The following is a 22,058-nucleotide window of genomic DNA, read 5'->3' as shown; positions in this document are numbered from 1 at the left end:
CGGGTGCGCCACACCGGCCGGGGGTCCGGCCGGCGGCGGAGCCGCCGTGCGCCGCGGCGTCCTCCGAAGCGCACGGTGCGCGGAGGAGCACGGCGGCACCTCAGGGGGTCCCCTCACTCACCTCGTATGTTCCCGACGCTACCGCGAGCAGCCGCGACGCCTTCAGCTCGGTCTCCCGCCACTCCCCCTCGGGGTCGGATCCCCAGGTGATGCCGGCGCCGGTGCCGAAGCGCAGCGCGCCCTCCGCGCGGTCGATCCAGAAGGTGCGGATGCCGACGGCCAGCTCGCCGGTCCGCCGGTCGGCGTCGACCCAGCCGATGCCCCCGCAGTACGGGCCCCGGGGCGCCGTCTCCAGGGCCGCGATGATCCCGAGGGCGCTCGACTTGGGCGCACCGGTGACCGAGCCGGGCGGGAAGGCGGCGGCGAGCAGCTCCGGCCAGCCGGCGCCGGTCCGCAGCTCCCCGCGGACCGTCGACACCAGGTGCACGAGGCCCGGGTGCTTCTCCACGACGCACAGGTCGGGCACGGTCACGCTGCCGGTGGCGCAGACCCGCCCGATGTCGTTGCGGACCAGGTCCACGATCATCACGTTCTCGGCGTAGTCCTTCTCCAGCAGGTCCGCCTCGGTACGCCCGGTGCCCTTGATCGGCCCCGACTCCACGGCCCGCCCGGCGCGCCGCAGGAACAGCTCCGGCGACGCGGTCGCCGTCTCCACTCCGTGCCGGGGCAGGCGAATCGTTCCTGCATACGGCGCGGGGTTGCCGCGCGCCAGCAGGGCGGTGAGGGCGTCCACGTCGGCGCCGGGCGGGAGGGGCGCGGAGAGCACCCGGCAGAGGTTCGCCTGGTAGACCTCGCCGGCCGCGATGTGCTCGCGGACGCGACGCACGGCCGCCGTGTACGCGGCGCGGTCGAGCGAGGACGTCCAGTCGCCGACGCCCGGCCCCCGCCACCGGCCCGGCACGGGCGCGGGCACCGGCTCTCGGCGCACGTCCCGGAAGCGCGCGCAGGTCAGGCCGCCCTCGAAGTCCGCGCACACGGCCCAGAAACCACTGGAGTCCAGGGCCTCGGGATCGCTCGTGACGTCGAGGAGACCGGTGGCGACGCGGTCGCCGAAGCGAGCGAGAGGAGGCAGGTCGGGCACGCGGTCGAGTCTAGGACCGGCGCCTGCGGGACGACCCGCGCACGTCCCCTCCGGGGACCCCGGCCGCCTCCGTGACCAGGCGCAGGGCGGCACGCTGCGCAAACGCGTTTTTGTACTGGCCCCGGAATCCGCTAGAGTTCAACACGTCGCCGGGACGCGGGAGCGGACCGGAAACGACAAGCGGACGTAGCTCAGTTGGTAGAGCGCAACCTTGCCAAGGTTGAGGTCGCGAGTTCGAGCCTCGTCGTCCGCTCGAAGGAAGAGGGGTCCTCCCGGTCCCCTGTACTCCTGGTGGAGTGGCCGAGAGGCGAGGCAACGGCCTGCAAAGCCGTCTACACGGGTTCAAATCCCGTCTCCACCTCCAAGGACGATTAGCTCAGCGGGAGAGCGCTTCCCTGACACGGAAGAGGTCACTGGTTCAATCCCAGTATCGTCCACTGGATCTTCGGAAGATCCGACTCGCGCGATTAGCTCAGCGGGAGAGCGCTTCCCTGACACGGAAGAGGTCACTGGTTCAATCCCAGTATCGCGCACGCAGTACCCATGATCTCTGATCATGGTCCTGAGGACGATTAGCTCAGCGGGAGAGCGCTTCCCTGACACGGAAGAGGTCACTGGTTCAATCCCAGTATCGTCCACATCACACCGGAGCCCCCGGCCGTGCGAAACGGCCGGGGGCTTCGTCGTCCGTGCCGCGCGGCCGGCTCAGCTGGAGAACAGCATGCGCCCGAAGCTCTTGCGGTGGTGGTGGCCGTGGTGGCCGCCGTGCGGGGCCCCCCAGGCAGGGGCCGGCGGCGCCGGGTAGGACTGCGGGGTCGGCGGTGCCGGGTAGGACTGCGGGGGCGGCGGGGCGGCCTGGGACCACTGGGCCTCCAGACGGGTCAGCGCCTCCAGTTCGCCGTAGTCGAGGAAGATCCCCCGGCAGCCGCTGCACTGCTCGATCTGGACACCGTTGCGGTTGTACGTGTGCATCGGGGCATGACACTTCGGACACTGCATGGTCGGTTCAACTCCTCGCCGGTCGGTCCTGCTTCGCGTACCGCCGGGACAGACTCTGTCCGGCTGCGGTCGGTTGCACCCTACGTCGCGAAGCCCGGGGTGAACTGCGGGGGGACGGTACCCATTCGGTGGCAGGCGTCGACGACGGCCTGCTCGGCCCCGTCCAGCGCGCGGCCGGCGGCGACCGCCTTGGTGATCGCCCGGGCGGCGGTCTGCACGGTCAGGGCGCGGGCGGGGACGTCGAGGGCGGGCCACGGGTCGCCGTCCGCGGGAACGGCCGGGCCGGCCGCCGCGCGGTAGGCCGCCAGGAAGCGGTGCCACGCGTTGGGCGGGAGCAGGCCGCAGGCGTACCAGGCCGCGGGACGCGCGAGGTCCCAGGCGGGGACGCCGGTGCCGAGGTCGTCGACGTCGATCAGCAGCCAGGGCCCGTCGGGAGCCGGATGGCGCACGAGCTGACCGAGGTGGAAATCGCCGTGGCACAGGGTGGCGGTGTCCGGCAGGGGCGCCTCGGCGCGGGCCCAGGCGGGCAGGGCCGCCCAGGCCCGCAGGACGGAGGCGGTGCCGGGGTGCGGACCGGCGGCCCGGAGGCGGGCGACGGCCCGGGCCGCCTTGGCGGGCCCGCGCATCGGGGGCAGGCCCGGCGGGGCGGGGCTCCGGTGCAGGCGGGCGAGGAGGGTGGCGGCGGCCTCCCAGGGGGCGGCGCCGGGATCGTCCGGGTCGACCGGGCTGCCGTAGGGCCAGCACGTCACGAGCCTGCCGTGCAGGTCGGCCGGCGTCGGGTCGAGCGGGGGCAGGAGGATGCCGGGGAGGCGGGCGGCGACGGCGAGGCGGACGCCGAGTTCGCCGGGGTCGGTGCCGGCGGAGTGCGCCTTGGCGACGGTGTCCGCGTGCCGGGCGACGGCGGCGTCGGGCCGGTCGGCGAGGACGACGGCCGCTCCGCAGACGCAGGCCGCCGTACGGGAGTGGGCCGCGGCCGTCGCGTGGGCGGTCAGCCCGGACAGGAGGGGGTTCGTGGTCACGGGTCTCCCGGTCGTGCGGGTCGGTGCGGCGAGCGTACGCGAGGGGGCCGGGGCCGGCCGGAGCGGGACCGGGACGAGGCCGGCCCCGGTCCGTCCCCACGTGCCGCGATCCGCCGCCGGCTCCCCTCCCCGCGACGGAGCGCCCTCGCCGCGGGCGCGGCGGACGGCTCGGGCGCACGGCACGGCGATGCCGGCGCGGCTCCCCAGCCGCGCCGGCATCCGTGCCGTCCGCCGCACCCCCGTCCCCACGGGGTTTCATGGATGGATGTCCCCGCCCGGACCGCTCTTCCGGGCCTGGGGTCGCCGCTCAGCGCCCCAGCATCACACCCACGGACGACGCCTGTGTGGCCACTGTCTCCCACCCGTCGAAGACGAGGAGGAGCAGGGCCGCCAGGGGAAGGGCCATCAGCGTCGCCACCGCGGGGTGGCGGCGGCCCTGGCGGCGGGAGCGGAACGAGGCGGTGTACGCCCTGCGCTCCCGCGCGCGGACCGGTGTCCGCAGTGCCGTGCGGGCCATGGCCCTCTCCTGACCGTTCGGTGTTGTCGTCGGCGGCGGGTGCCCGGCCCCGGGGGACGAGTGCCGCACCCGCCGCTCGACCTCGAATCTAGGCGTCCGGCGGTCGCCCGGGCGTCATGCCCGCGTACCGATTGCCGGGCCTCCCGGAGGATGAGCCATGGCCTGCCGTCTACTCCCCTGGGTGGAGAAGGCGGCTCACGTCTCGGGGTCTTCCCGGAGGGGACGACCGCTGTGCCCTGCTTTCTCCGAGCTGTCCTCGCGCGGAACCGGCTGCTCGACCAGGGCGAGGACCCGGGTCGCCATGAAGCGGGCCGTTCGTACAACTGTCCCGGAGCGGGTGACTTCGCTCACTTCCACCACGCCCCGGCGCACCGCCGTCTCCACCCGTCGGCCCGCCCTGCTCGCCACGACCTCGTAGGTGCGCGTCGTGTCGCCGGCGTCCACGACTATCTCCACACGATCACCCTTCACGGGTCCAATCCCCCTTCTGTGACCGCTGTTTGGGATCACAGGCGGCGTGCCGCCGGCCTGCTCGCGCGTTCCTCGACCACCTTCCAAGTCTCCCACCCGGCACTGACAATCGATCGGGGCGAGAGGGCGCGGCCTCTGCGCGTGGGCGGCCGTGGAAACGTAAGCTGTGGCTCGTCACAGGACCGGGCAGCGGGGATGAACATGGCGATGATGCGCCTGAGGCGCGAGGACCCGCGCGTCGTCGGCTCGTTCAGGCTTCACAGGCGGCTCGGCGCGGGCGGAATGGGCGTGGTCTACCTGGGCTCCGACAAGAAGGGGCAGCGGGTCGCGCTGAAGGTCATCCGGCCGGATCTGGCGGAGGACCAGGAGTTCCGCTCGCGGTTCGCCCGTGAGGTCTCGGCGGCACGGCGGATCAGGGGCGGGTGCACCGCGCGGCTGGTGGCGGCCGACCTGGAGGCGGACCGGCCGTGGTTCGCGACGCAGTACGTACCCGGCCCCTCCCTGCACGACAAGGTCGTCGACGAGGGGCCGCTGAGCGCGGCGGAGGTCGCCGCCATCGGGGCCGCCCTGTCCGAGGGGCTGGTCGCCGTGCACGAGGCCGGGGTCGTGCACCGGGACCTGAAGCCGTCCAACATCCTGCTGTCCCCGAAGGGGCCGCGGATCATCGACTTCGGCATCGCCTGGGCGACCGGCGCCTCGACGCTCACCCACGTGGGTACGGCGGTCGGCTCACCGGGCTTCCTCGCGCCGGAGCAGGTGCGCGGTGCGGCGGTCACGCCGGCCACGGACGTGTTCTCGCTCGGCGCCACCCTGGCGTACGCGTCCATGGGGGACTCGCCCTTCGGGCACGGCAGCTCCGAGGTGATGCTGTACCGCGTGGTGCACGAGGAGCCCCAGCTGCACGGCGTCCCGGACGCGCTGGCCCCGCTGATCCGGGCGTGCCTGGCGAAGGACCCCGACGAGCGGCCCAGCACGCTCCAGCTGTCGCTGCGGCTCAAGGAGATCGCGGCCCGGGAGGCCCAGGGGCCGACCGACGCGCGGCCGCCCGCGCCGCGGGCCGGGGAGGCGGACCGGCTCGCCGACACCTACCCGGACCGCGGCCGGCGGCGTCCGCAGCAGGGCGCGCCGGGGACTCCCGCGCCGCGGGGCGGCGGCCCGGGACGCGGCAGCACTCCGGCGCGGGGCACCACTCCGGCGCGCGGCAGCACTCCCGCGCGGGGCACCACTCCCGCGCGGGGCACCACTCCCGCGCGCGGCGGGGTCCCGTCGCGGGGCGGCTCCGCACGCGGCGCCGGCAGGCCGGCGCGGTCCGGGGCGCGGCCCACGCCGGCGTCCCGCAGCACCGGACGGAACACGGCGCGGTCCGGCAGCGGCAGCCGCCCCGCGCCACGCAGCGGCGCCGGGCGTCCGGTGCCCCGGACGACGGGGACGGGCCTGCGGCCCGCCAACCCGCGGCTGCTGCGGCAGCGGCTGTTCGTGTTCGTCGTGGTGACGCTGCTGGTGGCGCTGGGCATCGCGGCGGCACAGGGCTGTCAGGGACCCGCGCGCGGACTGGACGGCGGGAACGGCGTGCGGCAGGAGCAGGAGTACGAGCCCGTGCGGGAGGACTCCGGGCCGCTGGCCGGGGAGTCCACGGCCGAGCGGCGCGCGTCGGCGTCCGGCCGGGCCGGCTAGGGCCCTTCCGGCGGACCTCCGTACAGGGGCGGCGGACGGGGACGCCTCCCCCGCTCCGGCGGTGGCGAGGGTGCGTGCCGGGTCCCGCGGCGGGGCGGACGCCGTCCGCCGGGGCGCTAGGTGCGGGGGCGGCCTGCCGTCACCGCGTAGAAGGCGACCGCTGCGGCGGCGCCCACGTTGAGGGAGTCCACTCCGTGGGACATGGGGATGCGGACCCACGCGTCGGCGGCGGCCAGGGCCCGCCGGGACAGGCCGGAGCCCTCGGCGCCGAGCATCAGGGCCACGCGTTCCATCCGGTGCGGGGCGGCCTCGTCGAGGGTCCGGGCCGTTCCGTCCGGAGTGAGCGCGAGCAGCGTGAAGCCCGCCTCGCGGACCGGCTCCAGGTCCTGGGGCCAGGCGTCCAGACGCGCGTACGGGACCGAGAAGACCGCGCCCATGGAGACCTTGACGCTGCGGCGGTAGAGGGGGTCGGCGCAGTCCGGGGAGAGCAGGACCGCGTCCATGCCGAGCGCGGCGGCGGAGCGGAAGATCGCGCCGATGTTGGTGTGGTCGTTGACCGACTCCATGATCACGACCCGGCGGGCGGTCCGCAGCAGGCCGGCCGCCGTGGGCAGCGGCTTGCGCCGCATGGAGGCGAGCGCGCCGCGGTGCACGTGGTAGCCGGTGACCTGCTCGGCGAGTTCCGGGCTGACCACGTACACCGGGGCCGACAGCTCGTCGATGACGTCCCGCAGGGCGTCGATCCACTTGGCCGACAGCAGCATGGACCGCATCTCGTAGCCGGCTTGCCCGGCCCGGCGGATGACCTTCTCGCCCTCGGCGACGAACAGGCCCTCGGCCGGCTCGCGCCTGCGGCGCAGTTCGACGTCGGTCAGGCCCGTGTAGTCGTGCAGGCGCGGGTCGTCGGGGTCGTCGACGGTGATGAGATCGGCCACGGGTGATACTGCCTCGTCCTGGGTGGGGTGCCAACGGCTCGGAGCGGTGGGGGGGGTCGCTCCGGGTCACTCCGGCTCGCGCGGGCCCACGGTGACGACCTCGCCGACGACGATGACCGCCGGGGGCCTGACCTCGTGCGTACGGACCGCCTCGGCGACGGTGGCGAGGGTGGCGTCGACGCGGCGCTGGGCGGCCGTGGTGCCCTCCTGGACGAGGGCGACCGGGGTGTCGGGGGACTTGCCGTGGGCGACGAGGGTCTCGGCGATCTTGCCGATCTTGTCGACGCCCATGAGGATCACCAGCGTCCCGGTCAGCCTGGCGAGGGCGGGCCAGTCGACCAGGGAACGCTCGTCGTCGGGGGCGACATGGCCGCTGACCACGGTGAACTCATGGGCGACGCCCCGGTGGGTGACCGGGATGCCGGCGGCGCCCGGGACCGATATGGAGCTGGAGATGCCGGGCACGACCGTGCAGGGGATGCCCGCCTCGGCGAGCGCCTGCAGCTCCTCCATGCCGCGGCCGAAGACGTACGGGTCGCCGCCCTTGAGCCGTACCACCGACTTGCCCTGCTTGGCGTGCTCGATCAGCGCGTTGTTGATGGCCTCCTGGGCCATGTAGCGGCCGTAGGGGATCTTCGCCGCGTCGATCACCTCGACGTGCGGCGGGAGTTCGGCGAGCAGGTCGCGGGGGCCGAGGCGGTCCGCGATGACGACGTCGGCCTCGGCGAGGAGACGGCGGCCGCGGACGGTGATCAGGTCCGGGTCGCCGGGGCCGCCGCCGACCAGGGCGACGCCCGGGGTGCGGGTGCGGTGGTGGGGCGCCACCAGGGTGCCGTCGCGCAGTCCCTCGACGACCGCGTCCCGGACGGCCGCGGTGTGGCGGGGGTCGCGGCCCTTGGCGTGGGTGGTGAGGACGGCGACCGTGACGCCCTCGCTGTGGCCGGTGGCCGGGGTCCAGGCGGTGGCGGCGTCGGCGTCGTCGGAGCGGACGCACCAGACGCGGTGGCGCTCGGCCTCGGCGGAGGCGGCGGCGTTGGCCTCCGGGTCGCTGGTGGCGATCAGGGCGTACCAGGCGTCGGCGAGGTCGCCGTCGGCGTACCGGCGCCTGGCCCAGGTGATCTCGCCCGCGTCCGCCATGGCCTCCACGGAGGGGGTCGCCTCGGGGGAGACGAGGAGGACGTCCGCGCCCGCCGCTATCAGGGCCGGGAGGCGGCGCTGGGCCACCTGGCCGCCGCCGAGGACGACCACGCGGCGGCCGGTGAGGCGGAGGCCTACGGGGTAGGCGGGGTGTTCGGCCATGAGGGTGTGGCTCCTCGTACGGGCGGCGTGCGGTGGGCGCTACGGCTCTGGAGCGGCCCTGACGTGCGGATTTTAAGGGTGGGTTCAGCGTACGGCGGGGGCGGGGTGGGGCGGTGCGCCGCCCCGCCCCCGCTCCTGGGTGCCCGCTACTTCTCGGTGACGCCCGCCGAGTCGAACGTCGCCACCTCGTGCATCGCGCGTGCCGTGCTCTGCACCAGCGGCAGGGCGAGCAGCGCGCCCGTGCCCTCGCCCAGGCGCAGGTCGAGGTCGACGAGCGGGCGCAGGCCCAGCTTGTTCAGCGCCGCCACGTGGCCGGGCTCGGCGCTGCGGTGGCCGGCGATGCAGGCCGCGAGGACCTCGGGGGCGATCGCGCGGGCGACCAGGGCGGCGGCGCCGGCGCTGACGCCGTCCAGGATCACCGGCGTGCGCAGGGAGGCGCCGCCGAGGAGCAGGCCGACCATGGCGGCGTGCTCGAAGCCGCCGACCGCGGCGAGGACGCCGAGGGGGTCGGCCGGGTCGGGCCGGTGCAGTTCGAGCGCGCGGCGGACGACGTCCGTCTTGCGGGCGAGGGTCTCGTCGTTGATGCCGGTGCCCCGGCCGGTCACCTCGGCCGGGTCCGCGCCCGTGAAGACGGAGATGAGCGCGGCGGAGGCCGTCGTGTTGGCGATGCCCATCTCCCCCGTCAGCAGCGCCTTGTTGCCGGCCGCCACCAGATCGCGGGCCGTCTCGATGCCGACCTCGACGGCCTTCTTGGCCTCCTCGCGGGTCATCGCGGGGCCGGCGGTCATGTCGGACGTACCGGCGCGGATCTTGCGGGGCAGCAGACCGGGCGTGGCGGGGAGATCGGCGGCCACGCCGACGTCCACCACGCAGACCTCCGCGCCGACCTGGTTGGCGAAGGCGTTGCAGACCGCTCCCCCGCCCAGGAAGTTGGCGACCATCTGGCCGGTGACCTCCTGCGGCCAGGGGGTCACGCCCTGGGCGTGCACCCCGTGGTCGCCGGCGAAGATCGCCACGGCCGCGGGCTCGGGGACGGGCGGCGGGCACTGGCGGGACAGGCCGCAGAGCTGGGCGGAGATGATCTCCAGCATGCCGAGCGCGCCGGCCGGTTTCGTCATCCGCTTCTGCCGCTCCCACGCCTCGCCGAGCGCCTTGGCGTCCAGCGGACGGATCTGCGCGACGGTCTCGGCGAGCAGGTCGTGCGGCTCCTCGCCGGGCAGGGCGCGGCGGCCGTACGTCTCCTCGTGCACCACCCAGGACAGCGGGCGGCGCTTGGACCAGCCGGCCTGCATCAGCTCGGGCTCGTCCGGGAACTCGTCGACGTACCCGACGCACAGGTAGGCGATGACCTCCAGGTGCTCGGGCAGGCCCAGCGCGCGGACCATCTCGCGCTCGTCGAAGAAGCTGACCCAGCCGACGCCCAGGCCCTCGGCCCGGGCGGCGAGCCAGAGGTTCTCCACGGCGAGCGCGGCGGAGTACGGCGCCATCTGGGGCTGGGTGTGGCGGCCCAGGGTGTGCCGGCCGCCGCGGGTCGGGTCGGCGGTGACGACGATGTTGACCGGGGTGTCGAGGATGGCCTCGATCTTCAGTTCCTTGAACTGCTTGGCGCGGCCCTTGGGCAGGGACCGCGCGTAGGCCTCGCGCTGGCGCATGGCCAGTTCGTGCATCGTGCGCCGGGTCTCGGCGGAGCGGATGACGACGAAGTCCCAGGGCTGCGAGTGGCCGACGGAGGGCGCGGTGTGCGCGGCCTCCAGGACGCGCAGCAGCACCTCGTGCGGGATGGGGTCGCTGCGGAAGCCGTTGCGGATGTCACGGCGCTCGCGCATGACCTTCAGGACGGCCTCGCGTTCGGCCTCGGCGTAGGGGGGCGCGGCCGGACCGGTGGACTGTCGTGCTTCTGCCACGGGGGCCGTGCTCTCTTCTTCCGGGTCCTGCGGGTTCTGCTGGTCCTGCGGGCCGCGCCGGTCCTCCTGTCCGGCGGCCCGGGTCTCCAGGTCGTCGGCGCTCTGCGCGACGTCCGGGTCGGCCTCGCGGGGCGCGGGGACCGGGACGGCGCCGTCGGGCGCCTGCTGCCCCTCCGCCGACGGGGAGGGGACCTGCGCCGGGGCCGGCGCGAGGTGCGGGGTGGCCGGCACCGGGCCCTCGGCCGGCGCGAACGGGCCCGGAGGCTGCTCCGGGGGAGTCGGGCCGCCGGGCAGGGGGGTGGTGGCGCCGGGGGCGGTGTGCTCCGCGGGCGCGGGGACGGCCGGGTCCGCGGGCGCGGAGGTGCCGGGTTCCGCGGCGTGGGGCTGCGGCTCGGCGGGGGCGGCGGGAGGGAGGGGGTCCGCCGGGAAGGGCGCCGCGGCGGGGTCCGGCACCGACTGGGGGCCCTGGGCGGGCTGGGCGTCCGGGGCGGGCTGCGGCTCCTGGGCCGGCCGGGCGTCCTCGGGGGTCTCGGAGGGGTGCGCGGCCGGAGTGACGGCGGGGAGCTGGGCCTGCCCCGGGTCCTGGGCCGGCTGGGCGTCCGGGGTCGCCTGCGGGGCCGCCGGATCGGCGGGGGCCCCGGACACGACGGCGCCGGAACCGTCCTCGGGGTGCGGCGCCCACGGTTCGGCGGGGGCCGCCGGGAACGGCTCCGCCCCGGGGACCTGGGCGACGGGCGCCTCGGGGACCTGGGCGACGGGCGCCTCGGCGGGCTGGGCGGACTCGGGAGCGGGCGCCTCGGCGGGCCCGTCGGCCGGGGGCTCGGGCGTACCGGCGGCCTGCGCGTCCTCCGACGGCGCCGCCTGGAGGGCCTGGGCGTCCGCTTCCGCGGGTGCGGCCTCCGGGGCAGGGGCGGGCTCCGGGAGCTGCCCGTCCCCGCCGGAGGCGGCCTCGGGGCCGGGTTCCGCGAGTACGGCGTCCGGAGCGGGGGCGGGCTCGACGGCCTGCGCGGCGTCCGGGGCGGGTACGGCCTCGTCGGCGTCGGGGGCGGGTCCCTGCGGGGCTTCCGGGACGGGCGCGGCGGCGACCGGGGCGGCCTGCGGGGTCCGGCCGGCCTCCGGCTGCACGGCCGTCTGCACGCCGTCCGCCCCGGCGCCCGGCGTGCCCGCGGGGGCGGCCCCGGTCCCGGCGGTGTCCGGCCCGGTCTCCGCCCCGTACGCCGCGTCGCCGTCCGGCGTGCCCGTCCCGCCCTGCGGGGCCTGCGCGTCGTGCGCATCGCCCTGCGGGACCCCTACGTCGTACGCACCGTCCTGCGCTGCCTCCTCCGGCGGCGCGCCCGCGGCCTCCACGGGCTGGACGTCGGCGTCGGCAGCGGCTTCACCGGCCACCCGCGCCACCACGGCCTGCGCCGCGCCCACCGGCTCGACGGCCGGGTCCGGGGTCCCGGCGGTGTGCTCCGGCGCCGGGACAACCGTTTCGGCAGGCACCGTCCCGGCACTCTGCCGGACGTGGGCCTGCGGCTCGGTCGGAGCGGTCGGAGCGCCCCAGGGCGCGCCCCCCTGCGGGGCCGCCTCCGGCGGGACGTCGAGGTACTCGGGGCCGGTCGCCGGCGGCCCGGGCTGGCGTACCGGCGCGTGCGCGGGACCGCGGTCGGCGAGGGAGCGGACCGGGCTCGCGGAGGTGTCCGGGATCGGCGGACCGAGGTGCAGGGGCCGGCGCGGCGCGGCCGGCGGCGCGGGGTCGGGCAGGCGGACGCCGCCGAGGTCGACCGAGCCGCTGTCGCGGCCGGACAGCTCGTGCGGGCCCGGCTCGTGCACGGCCTCGACGACCGGTTCCGGCGCGGGCGGCGGGACCTCGTTGCCCCAGGCTCCCTGGGCGCCCGGCAGCAGCAACAGGTCCTCGTCCTCGGCGGTGGTCTCGGAGAGGTAGGTGTACGCGCCGGGCGCGGGGACGCCCGGCTGCTCCACCGTGCCTGCGTTCTCCGGCAGCCCCTCGCCCGGGACCTGGCCGGTGTCGGTCATGCGTACCCCTCGCCCATCGGTTAGTGCTTCTACGACCAGCTCACCCGGAACGGCGCACCGACCGCCCCGCGGTGAACAACGAGCGTGCGTGCCCAGCGGCACGAACGACCCGCCGGAAAAGACGACAAAGCCATTGAGTGGCATTGTCGCGGCCGTTCCCCCGTCACGACAGCCTGATCCGCGGCGGTTCCGCTGTGGACTGCGCCACGTTGCGCGTCCTCCGGTTCTGCCGTACCACACCCGCCCCGGAGCGGGCGTGCCTTCCGGGCATCGGCCGGCGAGGCGCCGGGCGTCCGAGTGCGGTACGACGATCGGCCAGCCTACCGCGCGCGGTACGACAACCGGATCGCGGGGACGGTCCCGGGTCAGGGCGTGCGGTCGGGCAGCACACCGCTGAGCAGGAAGGCGACGCTCCGCTCCGTCTCCGCCCAGGTGCGCGTGTCGAGTCCGACGGACTGCAGCAGGGCGCACTCGACGACGTAGCCGTGCTCCGTGAGGTCGCGGCCGACCAGTTCGGCCGCATCCCGGGTCGCCGCGTGCGTGACGATGCGCTGCGGGCGGCGGTCGGCGACCGCGGAGACCACCGCCGCTCCCCCGCCGCCGACGCGGACGACGTCCGGTTCGGGCAGGTCCTCCAGGACGTGCGGGGCGGTGCCGTGCACGACCTGGAGCTGCACGCCGAAGCGCCGGGCGGTGGCCTCGGTGCGGGCGCAGGCGTCCGGGTCGCGGTCGACGGCGATGACGGCGGCGCCGCCGCGGCCGGCCTCGGTGGCGAACGCGCCGCTGCCGCAGCCGATGTCCCACACCAGGTCCCCGGGCCGCGGCCCGAGCCGGGCGAGCTGGGCGGCGCGCAGCAGACCGGCCTCGCCCTCGCCGAGGCCGCCGCCGTACGCCTCGGCGGGCAGGGACCAGCCGCGGGGCCCTGCGGCCGGGTCGCGGCCGGCGATCCAGCCGCCGCGCTCGTCCGGGCCGCCGGTCCGGGCGGGGCCGCCGATGACGATGACGACGTTCGGGTCGCGCCAGGTGTGGTCGGCGGCCTTGTCGGAGGTGACGACGGTGACCTGCTCGCGTTCGGTGCCGAGTTCCTCGCAGATGACGAAGGTGCGGTGCACCCCCTCCAGGAGCAGGCCGAGTTCGGCGGGCCCGGCGCCGGGTGAGGTGAGGACGGCGACCTTGGTGTGGGCGCGGCACACGTTCACCGCGCGGCGCAGGGTGCGGGGGTGGGCGACGACCACCTGGGCGTCGTCCCACGGCATGCCGGCCCGGGCGAAGGCGGCGGCGACGGAGGAGACGGCCGGGACGACCTCGACCTCCAGGCCGAACTCGGGGGCGCGCAGGGTGCGTACGACGCCGAAGAAGCCGGGGTCGCCGTCGGCGAGCACGACCGCCGTGCCGCGGTGGGCGGCGATGCGGCGGGCGGCGAGGGCGAGGCTGCCGAGGCGGACGCGCTCGGCGGCGGGCGGCACCTCGGGCAGCGCCAGGTGGTGGGCGGCGCCGGCCACCAGTGTGGCGGCGCCCAGGGCGGCGCGTGCCGCGGCGGTCAGCGGCGAACCGTCCCAGCCGATCACCGTGACCCGGTCGGCCATCGTCGTCAGTCTCCAGGGGTTTTCGCAGGTCGTCCGAGGAACACCGCCTGTGGGCGGGCTCCGTGAGGGTACCCGGTGCGGTCCCGGGGCGGGGCGGCGGTGCCGCCTCCGCGGGATCAGTTCCAGTCGGTGAAGGAGGTGAAACCGCCGGTGCCGGCCGGTCGCTCCCCGGCGCCCTCGAGGTCTTCGGGCAGCAGGCTCCACACGATGTAGTCGGTGCGTACGTCGGTCCAGGTGCCGTCCGCGGCGCGGACGTGCGCTATGCAGGCGTTGCGCAGGACGCCCTCGCTGATGCAGCCGATCTTCTGGGCGACCTGCTGGGAGGCGGTGTTGTCGGCGGCGGTGCGCAGCTCGACGCGTTCGAACTTCTGGTCGTGGAAGAGCCACCGGGCGGTGGCGAGGGCCGCCTCGGCGGCGTAGCCCTCGCCGCGGGCCCAGGGGGCGATGATGTACGACAGTTCGGCGGACCGTACGTGCCAGTTCGCCTTGGTGAGCTGGACGACGCCGACCAGGCGCTGGGTGAGGAACTCGGCGACGGCGAGGTCCAGGCCGCGTCCGGCGGCGCGTTCGGCGGGGGCGTACTCGGTGATCCAGGTGCGGGCGGCGTCCTCGGTGAAGGGCTGGGGGACGTCGGTCCAGGCCGCGACCTGCTCGTCGTTCATCATCTCGGCCAGGGCGGGCACGTCGTCCTCGTCGAGGGGACGCAGCACCAACCGCTCCGTGCTGATGGAGATGGTGGGGAAGGTGCTCGTCATGCGCCGCTCCGTAACCTTCGGACCTTCTGAACCGTCAGAACCTGCTGAGCTGCCCAGCATGCAGCATGACGGCGGGCTGCCGCACCACGGGGTCCGCTCCCGCACCGGGAGCGGACCCCGTGGGTGCCGTGCGGGTCAGAAGGAGGCGACGACCGAGCCGGCGTACTTGTCCTCGATGAACTTCTTCACCTCGGCGGAGGTGAGCAGCTCGGCGAGCTTCTTCACGCGCGGGTCGTCCTCGTTGCCCTCCTTGACCGCGAGGAAGTTGCCGTAGGGGTTGTCCTTCGCGGACTCCAGGACGAGGGCGTCCTCCGCCGGCTTGAGGTCGGACTCGATGGCGTAGTTGCCGTTGATGACGGCGGCGTCGACGTCGTCGAGGGAGCGCGGGGTCTGGGCCGCCTCCAGCTCCTTGAACTTGAGGTTCTTGGGGTTCTTGACGATGTCGGAGGGGGTCGCCTCGTTGCCCACGCCGTCCTTGAGCGTGATGATCCCGTTGGCGTCGAGCAGCTTCAGCGCCCGCGCCTCGTTGACGGTGTCGTTCGGGACGGCGACGGTCGCACCGCTCTTGAGGTCGTCGGCCTTCTCGGCCTTGCGGGAGTACAGGCCGAGCGGCTCCAGGTGCACCGTGACGACGGGCACGATGTGGGTGCCGTTCTTCTTGTTGAAGTCGTCGAGGTACGGCTGGTTCTGGAAGTAGTTGGCGCCCACGGAGCCGTCCTCGGTCGCCGTGTTCGGCGTGACGTAGTCCGTGAACTCCTTGACCTCGAGGTCGAGGCCCGCCTTCTCGGCCAGGTTGTCCTTGACGTAGGTCAGGATCTCGGCGTGCGGGACGGGGCTCGCGGCGACGATCAGCGGGCCGGAGGCGTCGGAGGCGGCGTCGTCGCCCGAGCCGCAGGCGGTGAGCCCGAAGGCGAGGGCCCCGGCGGCGAGGACGGCAGTGGTGATCTTGGCGGTGTTACGCACGAAAAGTGCCTTTCCTTGTGGGTGGTGCGACCCCGTCGCGGGTGTACGGGGAGTCCGGGGTGCGCGGGAGTCCGGGAGGTCCTTCGCGGACCCGCTCAGGCGGCCTTGCCGACGTCGCCCGCGGCCGGCTCCTCGGCCTTCGGCAGCCGCAGCCTGGGCGCGGGACCGGAGCGGCCGCCGCGGCGGTGCAGGGAGCGGGCCGCGTAGTCGCCGGCGAACTGGATGAGGGAGATCACGACGGCGAGGACCGCGACGGTGACCCACATCAGGCCGGTCTCGAAGCGCTGGTAGCCGTAGCGGACGGCGAGGTCGCCGAGGCCGCCGCCGCCGACGGTGCCGGCCATGGCCGAGTAGCCGATGAGGGCGATGACCGTGGTCGTGGTGGAGGCGATGAGCGACGGCAGCGCCTCGGGGACCAGGACCTTGCGGACGATGGTCCAGGTGCTGCCGCCCATGGCCTGTACGGCCTCGACCAGGCCGTGGTCCACCTCGCGGACGGCCGTCTCGACGAGGCGGGCGAAGAAGGGGATGCCGCCGATGGCGAGCGGCACGATCGCGGCCTCGCTGCCGATGGTGGTGCCGGTGACCCAGCGGGTGAAGCTCATCAGCGCGACCATGAGGATGATGAACGGCATCGAGCGGCCGACGTTCACGACCTGTCCGATGACCTTGTTCACCACGGTGTTCTGCAGCAGGCCGCCCTTGTCGGTGAGGACGAGCAGGATGCCGAGGGGCAGGCCGCCGACGACGGCGATCAGGGTCGACCAGCCGACCATCACCAGCGTCTCGCGACACGCCTGTTCCAGCAGCGGCTGCATCTCGGACCAGGTCACTTGGCACCTTCCTTCACCAGCGGGGACTCGTCCCGGCCCACCACGTCGATCTGCAGGCCCTGTTCGCGCAGGAAGCCGACCGGCACGACGTTGTCCTCGTAGCGGCCGGGCAGTTCGATGCGCATCCGGCCGACCTGGAGGCCGCCGACGGTGTCGATGGCGGCGCCGAGGATCGATATGTCGATGTTGTAGGTGCGGGCCAGCTGGGAGATGACCGGCCGGGTCGCGGCCTCTCCGTGGAAGGTGACGTCGAGGACGGTGCGGTCGTCGCCGGAGGCGTCGCCGCCCACCGGGAACAGCGCGGCGGCGAGCTGGGAGCCGGGGGTGGCGAGCAGCTCGCCGACGGTGCCGGACTCGACGATGCGGCCCTTCTCCATCAGGGCGGCCGAGTCGCAGACCGACTTCACGACGTCCATCTCGTGCGTGATGAGCAGGACGGTGAGGCCCAGCTGCCGGTTCAGGTCGCGCAGCAGCGTCAGGATGGAGCGGGTGGTCTCGGGGTCGAGGGCGCTGGTGGCCTCGTCGGACAGCAGCACCTGGGGGTCGCCGGCCAGGGCGCGGGCGATGCCGACGCGCTGCTTCTGGCCACCGGAGAGCTGGGCGGGGTAGGCCTTGGCCTTGTCGGCCAGGCCCACCAGGTCGAGCAGCTCCAGGGCCTTGCGGGAACGTTCCCTCCCCGACTTTCCGAGGATCTCCAGCGGCAGCTCGACGTTGTCCTGCACGGTCCGCGAGGAGAGCAGGTTGAAGTGCTGGAAGACCATGCCGATACGACTGCGCGCCCGCCGCAGCTCCCGGCCGGCGCGGGGGCCGCGGCCGGCGAGCGCCGTGAGGTCCTGGCCGGCGACGGTGACCGTGCCGGCGGTGGGACGCTCCAGGAGGTTGACGCAGCGGATGAGCGAGGACTTGCCGGCGCCGGACTGGCCGATGACGCCGTACACCTCGCCTTCGCGCACGTGCAGGTCGACGCCGTCGAGGGCGGTGACCTCACGGCCGCGTGAGCGGTAGACCTTGGTCAGGCCCGTGGTGGTGATCACTGGGGTTTCCGTCACTGTCGAGTGCGCGGGCGCGGATGGGCCCGGGCACGGCTGCATTCGGTCAGGGACGCGGCACGGTTCTCGCGGTGGCGGTGGAACCGGGGGAGAACATGTGCGCGGGGCGGCTGGTGTCCCGTACGGCGGTGGCGCACGGGGCCACGGCGGCTCGCTTCGGGGCGCGAGCTCGGGGATGGTGCAGGGGCCCTCTAGAAGGCGCACATTCGACACGTACAACGAGCACCGGGCGTCGGGGTCGCCTCGGTCGCAGGGGTGCGGCAGCTCGTCGTGGTCATGCGCATCAGTAAAGCAGACATATGCTCCTGACCACGTCTCGCTGTCCGCATACTGGACAGCCGTGGAGGGTCCCGGACGCGCGCGGAGATCTCCACGCCCCCGTCGGTGACCAGGACGGACAAGGCGGACAGGTCCCGCGCCGCCAGACCGGCGCCGCCGGCGCGGGCGGCGCGCGTTGTGGCCAACGCCACGGTGGCCGCTCCGGCGGCGCGGCCGGAGCGGATTTCCGGCGGGGCGTCCTCGAAGACGACGCGGCGGGCCGGGGCGGCGCCCGGTGCGCTGGCGGACAGGGTCGGGGCGGCGGGCGGCGACCGGGAGTGAGGGCTCGGGGACCGGGGGTGAGGGGGCGGGGACCGGCGGCCGGGGTGGGCGTGGGGTCTTTTGGGCCGTAATTCCGGGCCGTAATAGGGTCGCTGCCATGCATGATGCCCTGACGCTGGCGACCGGCGTCGCCGCGCTGCTGCTCGCCGCCTGGTGCGGCTGGGCCGCCTACCGTGACCAGCCCACGAAGGACTGGCACTTCATCGGCATGGCCGTGGTGACGCTGCTGGCCCTGGCCCAGCTGGCGGTCGGGATCGTGCAGCTGGCGCGGGGCGAGCGGCCGGAGCAGGGCACGACGATCTTCGTGGCGTATCTGCTGGGGGCCTTCGCGTGCGTCCCGGCGGCGGGGTTCATGTCGCTGGCGGAGCGGACCCGGTGGGGTTCGGTGACGGTCGCGGCCGGCGGCGTGGTGCTGGCCGTGCTCGAAGTGCGGCTGTACGACATCTGGGGAGGCTGAGGTGGCGACGGCACAGCGAAAGCCCGCACGGACGCGGCTCATCGGCGGACCCGGCCTGCTGCTGGTGTGGCTGTACGGCGTGATGGTCGTCGGCGCCGTGTCGCGGTCGGTGTACCAGATCGCGACCGAGTTCGACCGGGCGCCGCTGGCGTACGCGCTGTCCGCGGTCGCGGGCGTGGTGTACGGCTTCATCACGTACACGCTGGTCCGGGGCGGCGAGACGGCCCGCAGGGCGGCGCTGGTGTGCTGCGCCGCCGAGCTGGCCGGGGTGCTCACCGTCGGCACGTGGACCCTGGTCGAGCCGTCCGCCTTCCCGGACGCGACCGTGTGGTCGGACTACGGGATGGGCTACCTCTTCATTCCGGTGCTGCTGCCGCTGTCGGCCGTCTACTGGCTGCGCAGGTCCCGCGGGCAGCAGCCGGAAGCCTCCTGAGGGGGGATCAGGCGGTGGCCGCGTAGTCGCCCGCCGCCTTCTCCAGGACGATCACCGGTACGCCGTCGGGTCCCTCGGAGGTGCCCACCGCCTGGTAGCCGACCCGGCGGTACAGGCGCAGGCCGCCCTCGCCGCGGTGGCCCGTGTGCAGGCGGAAGCGGGTGGCGCCGCGCTCCTGGGCGAGGGCCGACTCGGCCGCCCGGAGGAGCCGGGCGCCGATGCCGTGGCCCTGGAGGCGGGGGTGGACGCAGAGCTTGCCGATGGAGGCGGCGCCGTCCTCGGTCACCCGGCCGCGCACCGATCCGACCACCTCGTCGCCGAGCCGCGCCACGAAGACGCAGTCCTCGGCGACCTCCCGGCGGACCGAGTCGAGGGTCTGGACGAGCGGGTCGATGCGGTAGTTGCCGTACAGCGCCGCCTCGCTCTGGAAGCAGAGGTACTGCAGCCGGAAGATCTGTTCCGCGTCCTGCTCGGTCGCCGCCGAGATGGTCACGCTCATGCCCATGTGCGCATGCCTCCCGCTCACCTGATCGCCTGTCGTCCCCCACTCCTATCCCCGCCCTCAGCGGGCCGCAACCTCCGATGTGAGCAATCGCCGCAGACATCCCAGACATCTGGAACGTTCCGGCCCGAGACTGCCCTGTGAGATACCCAACTCCCCCGCGATCTCCCGGTAGGTCGGGTCCCTCGGGGACAGCAGGGCCTCCATCAGGCGCGGGCAGCGGCCGGGCAGCCGGCGCACGGCCTCCCGCAGGGCCCGGCGGCGGGCGGCGGCGAGGGCGAGCTGCTCGGGATCGCGCCCGGCCTCGTCGACGGGCTCGGCGCCGTACGGCAGTTCGCGCCGGGTCGTACGGCGGGCGCGGCGGGCCTCGGTGCGCACGGCGCCGCGCAGCCAGCGGTGGGGGTCGGCGGGCGGGCCGTGGGTGCCGAGGCGCTCCAGGAGGCGGAGCCAGACCGCCTGTTCCAGATCGCCGGGCTCGGCCCCCGAGGCGTACGCCTCGGCCGAGGCCTCGGCCCTGAGCAGCGGGCGCAGGGAGGTGACCAGGTCGTGCGGCGTCATGTGCGAAGCGACGCGGCCGCCCGGGCGGCGGGTTGCCCGGGCGGCCGGAGGTCACCTCGACGGGGGCGGGACGGCTCAGCCGTTGACGAAGTCGGCCCGGGCCAGCAGGCCGGTGTCGGGATGGTCGGTGAAGATGCCGTCGATGCCGGTCGCGAAGTACGCCCGGTAGGCGCCGAACACGTCGCCGTAGGCGTCGGCGCCGGTGCCCCGGCGGAAGTTCGCCGGCAGGAACGGGTTCTCGTTGCGCAGGGTGTAGGGGTGCAGGATCAGGCCCACCTTGTGCGCGTCGGCGACGAGGCCGGTCGGCTCGGTGAGGTTGCCGGCGCCGTCCCGCGGGATGATCAGGTCGAGGGTCGGGCCGATGCCCTGCGCGTAGGAGGCGATCTCCCTGAGACCGGCCGGCTTGACCAGGTCGGCGACCGTGCGCGGGTCACCGTTCTCGACGAAGTCCCAGGGGCGGGTGCCGGCGCCGGACAGCAGCACCACGAGCGGGTTGTCGACCAGCTTGTTCAGGCGCTGGATGCTGGTCGGCTCGAAGGACTGCAGGATGACCGGCGAGTTCCACCTGTCCCGGCGGTGGGCGCGCAGCAGCTTGGCGACCCGCTCCTCCAGGCCGAGGCCGAGCTTGCGGAAGTAGGTGGGGTGCTTGAGCTCGGGATAGATCCAGACCTGCTTGCCGCGCTTGCGGGTCTGCTCGTCCTGCCAGCGCAGCACCTCCTCGAAGGTGGGGATCTCCCAGCGGCCGTCGTAGAGGGTGTTGTGCGGGCGGTTGGCGGGGATGCGCTCGGTCGCGCGGAGCGTCTTGAGCTCGGCGAGCGTGAAGTCCTCGGTGAACCAGCCGGTGGTGGGGACCCCGTCGAGGACCTTGGTGGTCCTGCGGTCGGCGAACTCGGGGTGGTCGGCGACGTCCGTGGTGCCGCCGATCTCGGGCTCGTGGCGGCAGACGAGGTGGCCGTCCCGGGTGGGCACCAGGTCGCCGGCCTCGACGATGTCGGCGCCCATGTCGAGGGCGAGCTGGTAGGCGCCGAGGGTGTGCTCCGGCCGGTAGCCGCTGGCACCGCGGTGACCGATGATCGTCGGCACCGGCAGGCCCTTCACCCCGCGGCCGGCCTGCCGGGCGCCGGCCGCCTGGGCCGTGCCGGACAGGCCGAGGACGGCGCCGCCCGCGCCGAGCACCGCGGCGCCGAGCAGCGCCCGTCGCCCGGTCGCGTCCGGCTGCTCGTTCGGCTCGTGTGTGTGCTGGGTTCCCATGGGTGTCTCCCGCCGTCGCTCGTCACGTGCGCGCCGATCGTAGGGGCGTGTTCATGACCTGCGGGAGACCTTCCGCGGAACGCGCGGATGACGCCGGATGGCGCGCGGAGGACCGCGCGCCGCCGGCCCGCGGGCATCCAGCGGGCCGGACGGGGCAGTCGTCCGGTATGGCTCCCGGGCGACGTCCGTCACATCGGGGCGGCCGCATCACGGACCGTCAACAGTGTGTCACCGCAGGTGAACGCGGGTCAACGGCGCGTAAGACCTCGGTGAACCCCTCGCGTCCGACGTGCGCCGGCCCCGTGGCCACGAGTAATGTCCTCACCTGCGCAGACCGATCCTCCACGGGTCCGTCCCGCACCGCTCGTACCGAATTCCTCGGCACTCTCTGACACGGAGGGCACGTTGTCCCGCTTCGCGCTCATCAAGGCAGTGCTCGGTCCGATCATGCGCCTGATGTTCCGCCCACGGGTGGAGGGCGCGGAGCACATCCCGGGCGACGGCCCGGTGATCCTGGCCGGCAACCATCTGACGTTCATCGACTCGATCGTGCTTCCGCTGGTCACCAAGCGGCAGGTGTTCTTCATCGGCAAGGACGAGTACGTCACCGGCACGGGCCTCAAGGGCCGGCTGATGGCCTGGTTCTTCACCGGCGTCGGCATGATCCCCGTGGACCGGGACGGCGCGAGCGGCGGGGTGGCGGCGCTGATGACCGGGCGCCGGGTGCTGGAGGAGGGGAAGGTGTTCGGCATCTACCCGGAGGGCACCCGCTCCCCCGACGGCCGCCTCTACCGGGGCCGCACCGGCATCGCCCGGCTCACGCTGATGACCGGCGCGCCCGTGGTGCCGTTCGCGATGATCGGCACCGACAAGCTCCAGCCGGGCGGGCGGGGCGTCCCGCGGCCCGGCCGGGTCACGGTCCGCTTCGGCGAGGCGATGGAGTTCTCGCGCTACGAGGGCATGGACCGCGACCGCTACGTGCTGCGGGCGGTGACCGACTCCGTGATGACGGAGGTCATGCGGCTGTCCGGACAGGAGTACGTGGACATGTACGCCACGAAGGCGAAGAAGGCCGCGTAAGTCCCGGTTTCCC

General features: G+C 74.6%; 20 protein-coding genes and 5 tRNA genes. 9 read left to right on the top strand and 16 right to left on the bottom strand.

Going from position 1 to position 22,058, the window contains the following annotated elements; all coding sequences use genetic code 11:
- Positions 1-100 precede the first annotated feature (100 nt).
- Positions 101-1,141, bottom strand: a complete 1,041-nt coding sequence (locus tag ACIBAI_RS25615) for a chorismate-binding protein (protein ID WP_399037756.1) — start codon at positions 1,139-1,141, stop codon at positions 101-103.
- 180 nt (positions 1,142-1,321) lie between these two features.
- On the opposite strand from ACIBAI_RS25615, the gene ACIBAI_RS25610 reads away from it, so the two are divergent.
- From ACIBAI_RS25610 to ACIBAI_RS25590, 5 genes are all read left to right on the top strand, one after another.
- Positions 1,322-1,394: transfer RNA gene (locus ACIBAI_RS25610), tRNA-Gly, on the top strand.
- Between the two features lie 37 nt (positions 1,395-1,431).
- Positions 1,432-1,505, top strand: a tRNA-Cys gene (locus tag ACIBAI_RS25605).
- 1 nt (position 1,506) lies between these two features.
- A tRNA-Val gene (locus tag ACIBAI_RS25600) sits at positions 1,507-1,578 on the top strand.
- A gap of 24 nt (positions 1,579-1,602) precedes the next feature.
- Positions 1,603-1,674, top strand: a tRNA-Val gene (locus tag ACIBAI_RS25595).
- Between the two features lie 33 nt (positions 1,675-1,707).
- Positions 1,708-1,779, top strand: a tRNA-Val gene (locus tag ACIBAI_RS25590).
- Positions 1,780-1,846: 67 nt separating this feature from the next.
- Here ACIBAI_RS25590 and ACIBAI_RS25585 read toward each other — a convergent pair.
- From ACIBAI_RS25585 to ACIBAI_RS25570, 4 genes are all read right to left on the bottom strand, one after another.
- Positions 1,847-2,140 (bottom strand): zf-TFIIB domain-containing protein, encoded by a 294-nt coding sequence (locus tag ACIBAI_RS25585; protein WP_399037754.1) that lies wholly within the window; start codon positions 2,138-2,140, stop codon positions 1,847-1,849.
- An 80-nt stretch (positions 2,141-2,220) separates the two neighbouring features.
- Positions 2,221-3,159: a phosphotransferase gene (locus tag ACIBAI_RS25580; RefSeq protein WP_399037751.1), complete on the bottom strand. Its 939-nt coding sequence runs from the start codon at positions 3,157-3,159 to the stop codon at positions 2,221-2,223.
- Between the two features lie 307 nt (positions 3,160-3,466).
- The gene (locus ACIBAI_RS25575) at positions 3,467-3,676 is read right to left on the bottom strand and encodes a hypothetical protein (protein ID WP_399037749.1); all 210 of its coding nucleotides are present in this window, start codon (positions 3,674-3,676) and stop codon (positions 3,467-3,469) included.
- Positions 3,677-3,871: 195 nt separating this feature from the next.
- The gene (locus ACIBAI_RS25570) at positions 3,872-4,147 is read right to left on the bottom strand and encodes a hypothetical protein (RefSeq protein WP_399037747.1); all 276 of its coding nucleotides are present in this window, start codon (positions 4,145-4,147) and stop codon (positions 3,872-3,874) included.
- Positions 4,148-4,342: 195 nt separating this feature from the next.
- Here ACIBAI_RS25570 and ACIBAI_RS25565 point away from each other — a divergent pair, with 195 nt between their 5' ends.
- Positions 4,343-5,821, top strand: coding sequence for a protein kinase (locus ACIBAI_RS25565; RefSeq protein ID WP_399037744.1), 1,479 nt, complete (start codon positions 4,343-4,345; stop codon positions 5,819-5,821).
- Between the two features lie 116 nt (positions 5,822-5,937).
- Here the strand turns inward: ACIBAI_RS25565 and ACIBAI_RS25560 are convergent, their stop codons facing one another.
- The 8 genes from ACIBAI_RS25560 to ACIBAI_RS25525 all read right to left on the bottom strand — a co-directional run bounded on the left by ACIBAI_RS25560 (position 5,938) and on the right by ACIBAI_RS25525 (position 17,149).
- A complete protein-coding gene (locus ACIBAI_RS25560) occupies positions 5,938-6,756 on the bottom strand; it encodes a TrmH family RNA methyltransferase (protein WP_399037742.1) in 819 nt (272 codons plus the stop codon).
- A gap of 66 nt (positions 6,757-6,822) precedes the next feature.
- The gene (cobA, locus tag ACIBAI_RS25555) at positions 6,823-8,055 is read right to left on the bottom strand and encodes a uroporphyrinogen-III C-methyltransferase (RefSeq protein WP_399037740.1); all 1,233 of its coding nucleotides are present in this window, start codon (positions 8,053-8,055) and stop codon (positions 6,823-6,825) included.
- A 146-nt stretch (positions 8,056-8,201) separates the two neighbouring features.
- Complete coding sequence (gene cobT, locus ACIBAI_RS25550) at positions 8,202-11,978, bottom strand: nicotinate-nucleotide--dimethylbenzimidazole phosphoribosyltransferase (RefSeq protein ID WP_399037739.1); 3,777 nt, start codon at positions 11,976-11,978, stop codon at positions 8,202-8,204.
- A gap of 365 nt (positions 11,979-12,343) precedes the next feature.
- A complete protein-coding gene (cbiE, locus tag ACIBAI_RS25545) occupies positions 12,344-13,564 on the bottom strand; it encodes a precorrin-6y C5,15-methyltransferase (decarboxylating) subunit CbiE (protein ID WP_399037737.1) in 1,221 nt (406 codons plus the stop codon).
- A 116-nt stretch (positions 13,565-13,680) separates the two neighbouring features.
- Positions 13,681-14,319 (bottom strand): GNAT family N-acetyltransferase, encoded by a 639-nt coding sequence (locus ACIBAI_RS25540; protein ID WP_399037735.1) that lies wholly within the window; start codon positions 14,317-14,319, stop codon positions 13,681-13,683.
- Between the two features lie 135 nt (positions 14,320-14,454).
- Positions 14,455-15,282, bottom strand: coding sequence for a MetQ/NlpA family ABC transporter substrate-binding protein (locus ACIBAI_RS25535; RefSeq protein ID WP_399037733.1), 828 nt, complete (start codon positions 15,280-15,282; stop codon positions 14,455-14,457).
- Positions 15,283-15,377: 95 nt separating this feature from the next.
- The gene (locus ACIBAI_RS25530) at positions 15,378-16,115 is read right to left on the bottom strand and encodes a methionine ABC transporter permease (RefSeq protein ID WP_399037731.1); all 738 of its coding nucleotides are present in this window, start codon (positions 16,113-16,115) and stop codon (positions 15,378-15,380) included.
- Entirely contained in the window at positions 16,112-17,149 is a 1,038-nt protein-coding gene (locus ACIBAI_RS25525) for a methionine ABC transporter ATP-binding protein (protein ID WP_399037730.1), read from the bottom strand. The genes ACIBAI_RS25530 and ACIBAI_RS25525 overlap by 4 nt, the downstream gene beginning before the upstream one ends.
- 712 nt (positions 17,150-17,861) lie before the next feature.
- On the opposite strand from ACIBAI_RS25525, the gene ACIBAI_RS25520 reads away from it, so the two are divergent.
- On the top strand, positions 17,862-18,221 hold the full coding sequence (locus ACIBAI_RS25520) for a hypothetical protein (RefSeq protein ID WP_399037728.1): 360 nt from the start codon (positions 17,862-17,864) through the stop codon (positions 18,219-18,221).
- Position 18,222: 1 nt separating this feature from the next.
- Positions 18,223-18,654, top strand: a complete 432-nt coding sequence (locus ACIBAI_RS25515; protein WP_399037726.1) for a hypothetical protein — start codon at positions 18,223-18,225, stop codon at positions 18,652-18,654.
- A gap of 7 nt (positions 18,655-18,661) precedes the next feature.
- On the opposite strand, the gene ACIBAI_RS25510 is transcribed toward ACIBAI_RS25515, so the two are convergent.
- The 3 genes from ACIBAI_RS25510 to ACIBAI_RS25500 all read right to left on the bottom strand — a co-directional run bounded on the left by ACIBAI_RS25510 (position 18,662) and on the right by ACIBAI_RS25500 (position 20,965).
- The gene (locus tag ACIBAI_RS25510; protein ID WP_344607109.1) at positions 18,662-19,159 is read right to left on the bottom strand and encodes a GNAT family N-acetyltransferase; all 498 of its coding nucleotides are present in this window, start codon (positions 19,157-19,159) and stop codon (positions 18,662-18,664) included.
- Between the two features lie 57 nt (positions 19,160-19,216).
- Positions 19,217-19,714 (bottom strand): sigma-70 family RNA polymerase sigma factor, encoded by a 498-nt coding sequence (locus tag ACIBAI_RS25505; RefSeq protein ID WP_399037725.1) that lies wholly within the window; start codon positions 19,712-19,714, stop codon positions 19,217-19,219.
- A gap of 75 nt (positions 19,715-19,789) precedes the next feature.
- Positions 19,790-20,965, bottom strand: a complete 1,176-nt coding sequence (locus ACIBAI_RS25500) for a glycerophosphodiester phosphodiesterase (protein ID WP_399037724.1) — start codon at positions 20,963-20,965, stop codon at positions 19,790-19,792.
- 405 nt (positions 20,966-21,370) lie between these two features.
- Here ACIBAI_RS25500 and ACIBAI_RS25495 point away from each other — a divergent pair, with 405 nt between their 5' ends.
- On the top strand, positions 21,371-22,045 hold the full coding sequence (locus ACIBAI_RS25495) for a lysophospholipid acyltransferase family protein (protein WP_399037722.1): 675 nt from the start codon (positions 21,371-21,373) through the stop codon (positions 22,043-22,045).
- Positions 22,046-22,058 lie beyond the last annotated feature (13 nt).

Origin of the sequence: Streptomyces sp. NPDC051041 (assembly GCF_044456065.1) — a bacterium.
Classification (GTDB): domain Bacteria; phylum Actinomycetota; class Actinomycetes; order Streptomycetales; family Streptomycetaceae; genus Streptomyces; species Streptomyces glaucus.
This window is presented reverse-complemented; position numbering and strand designations above follow the sequence as displayed.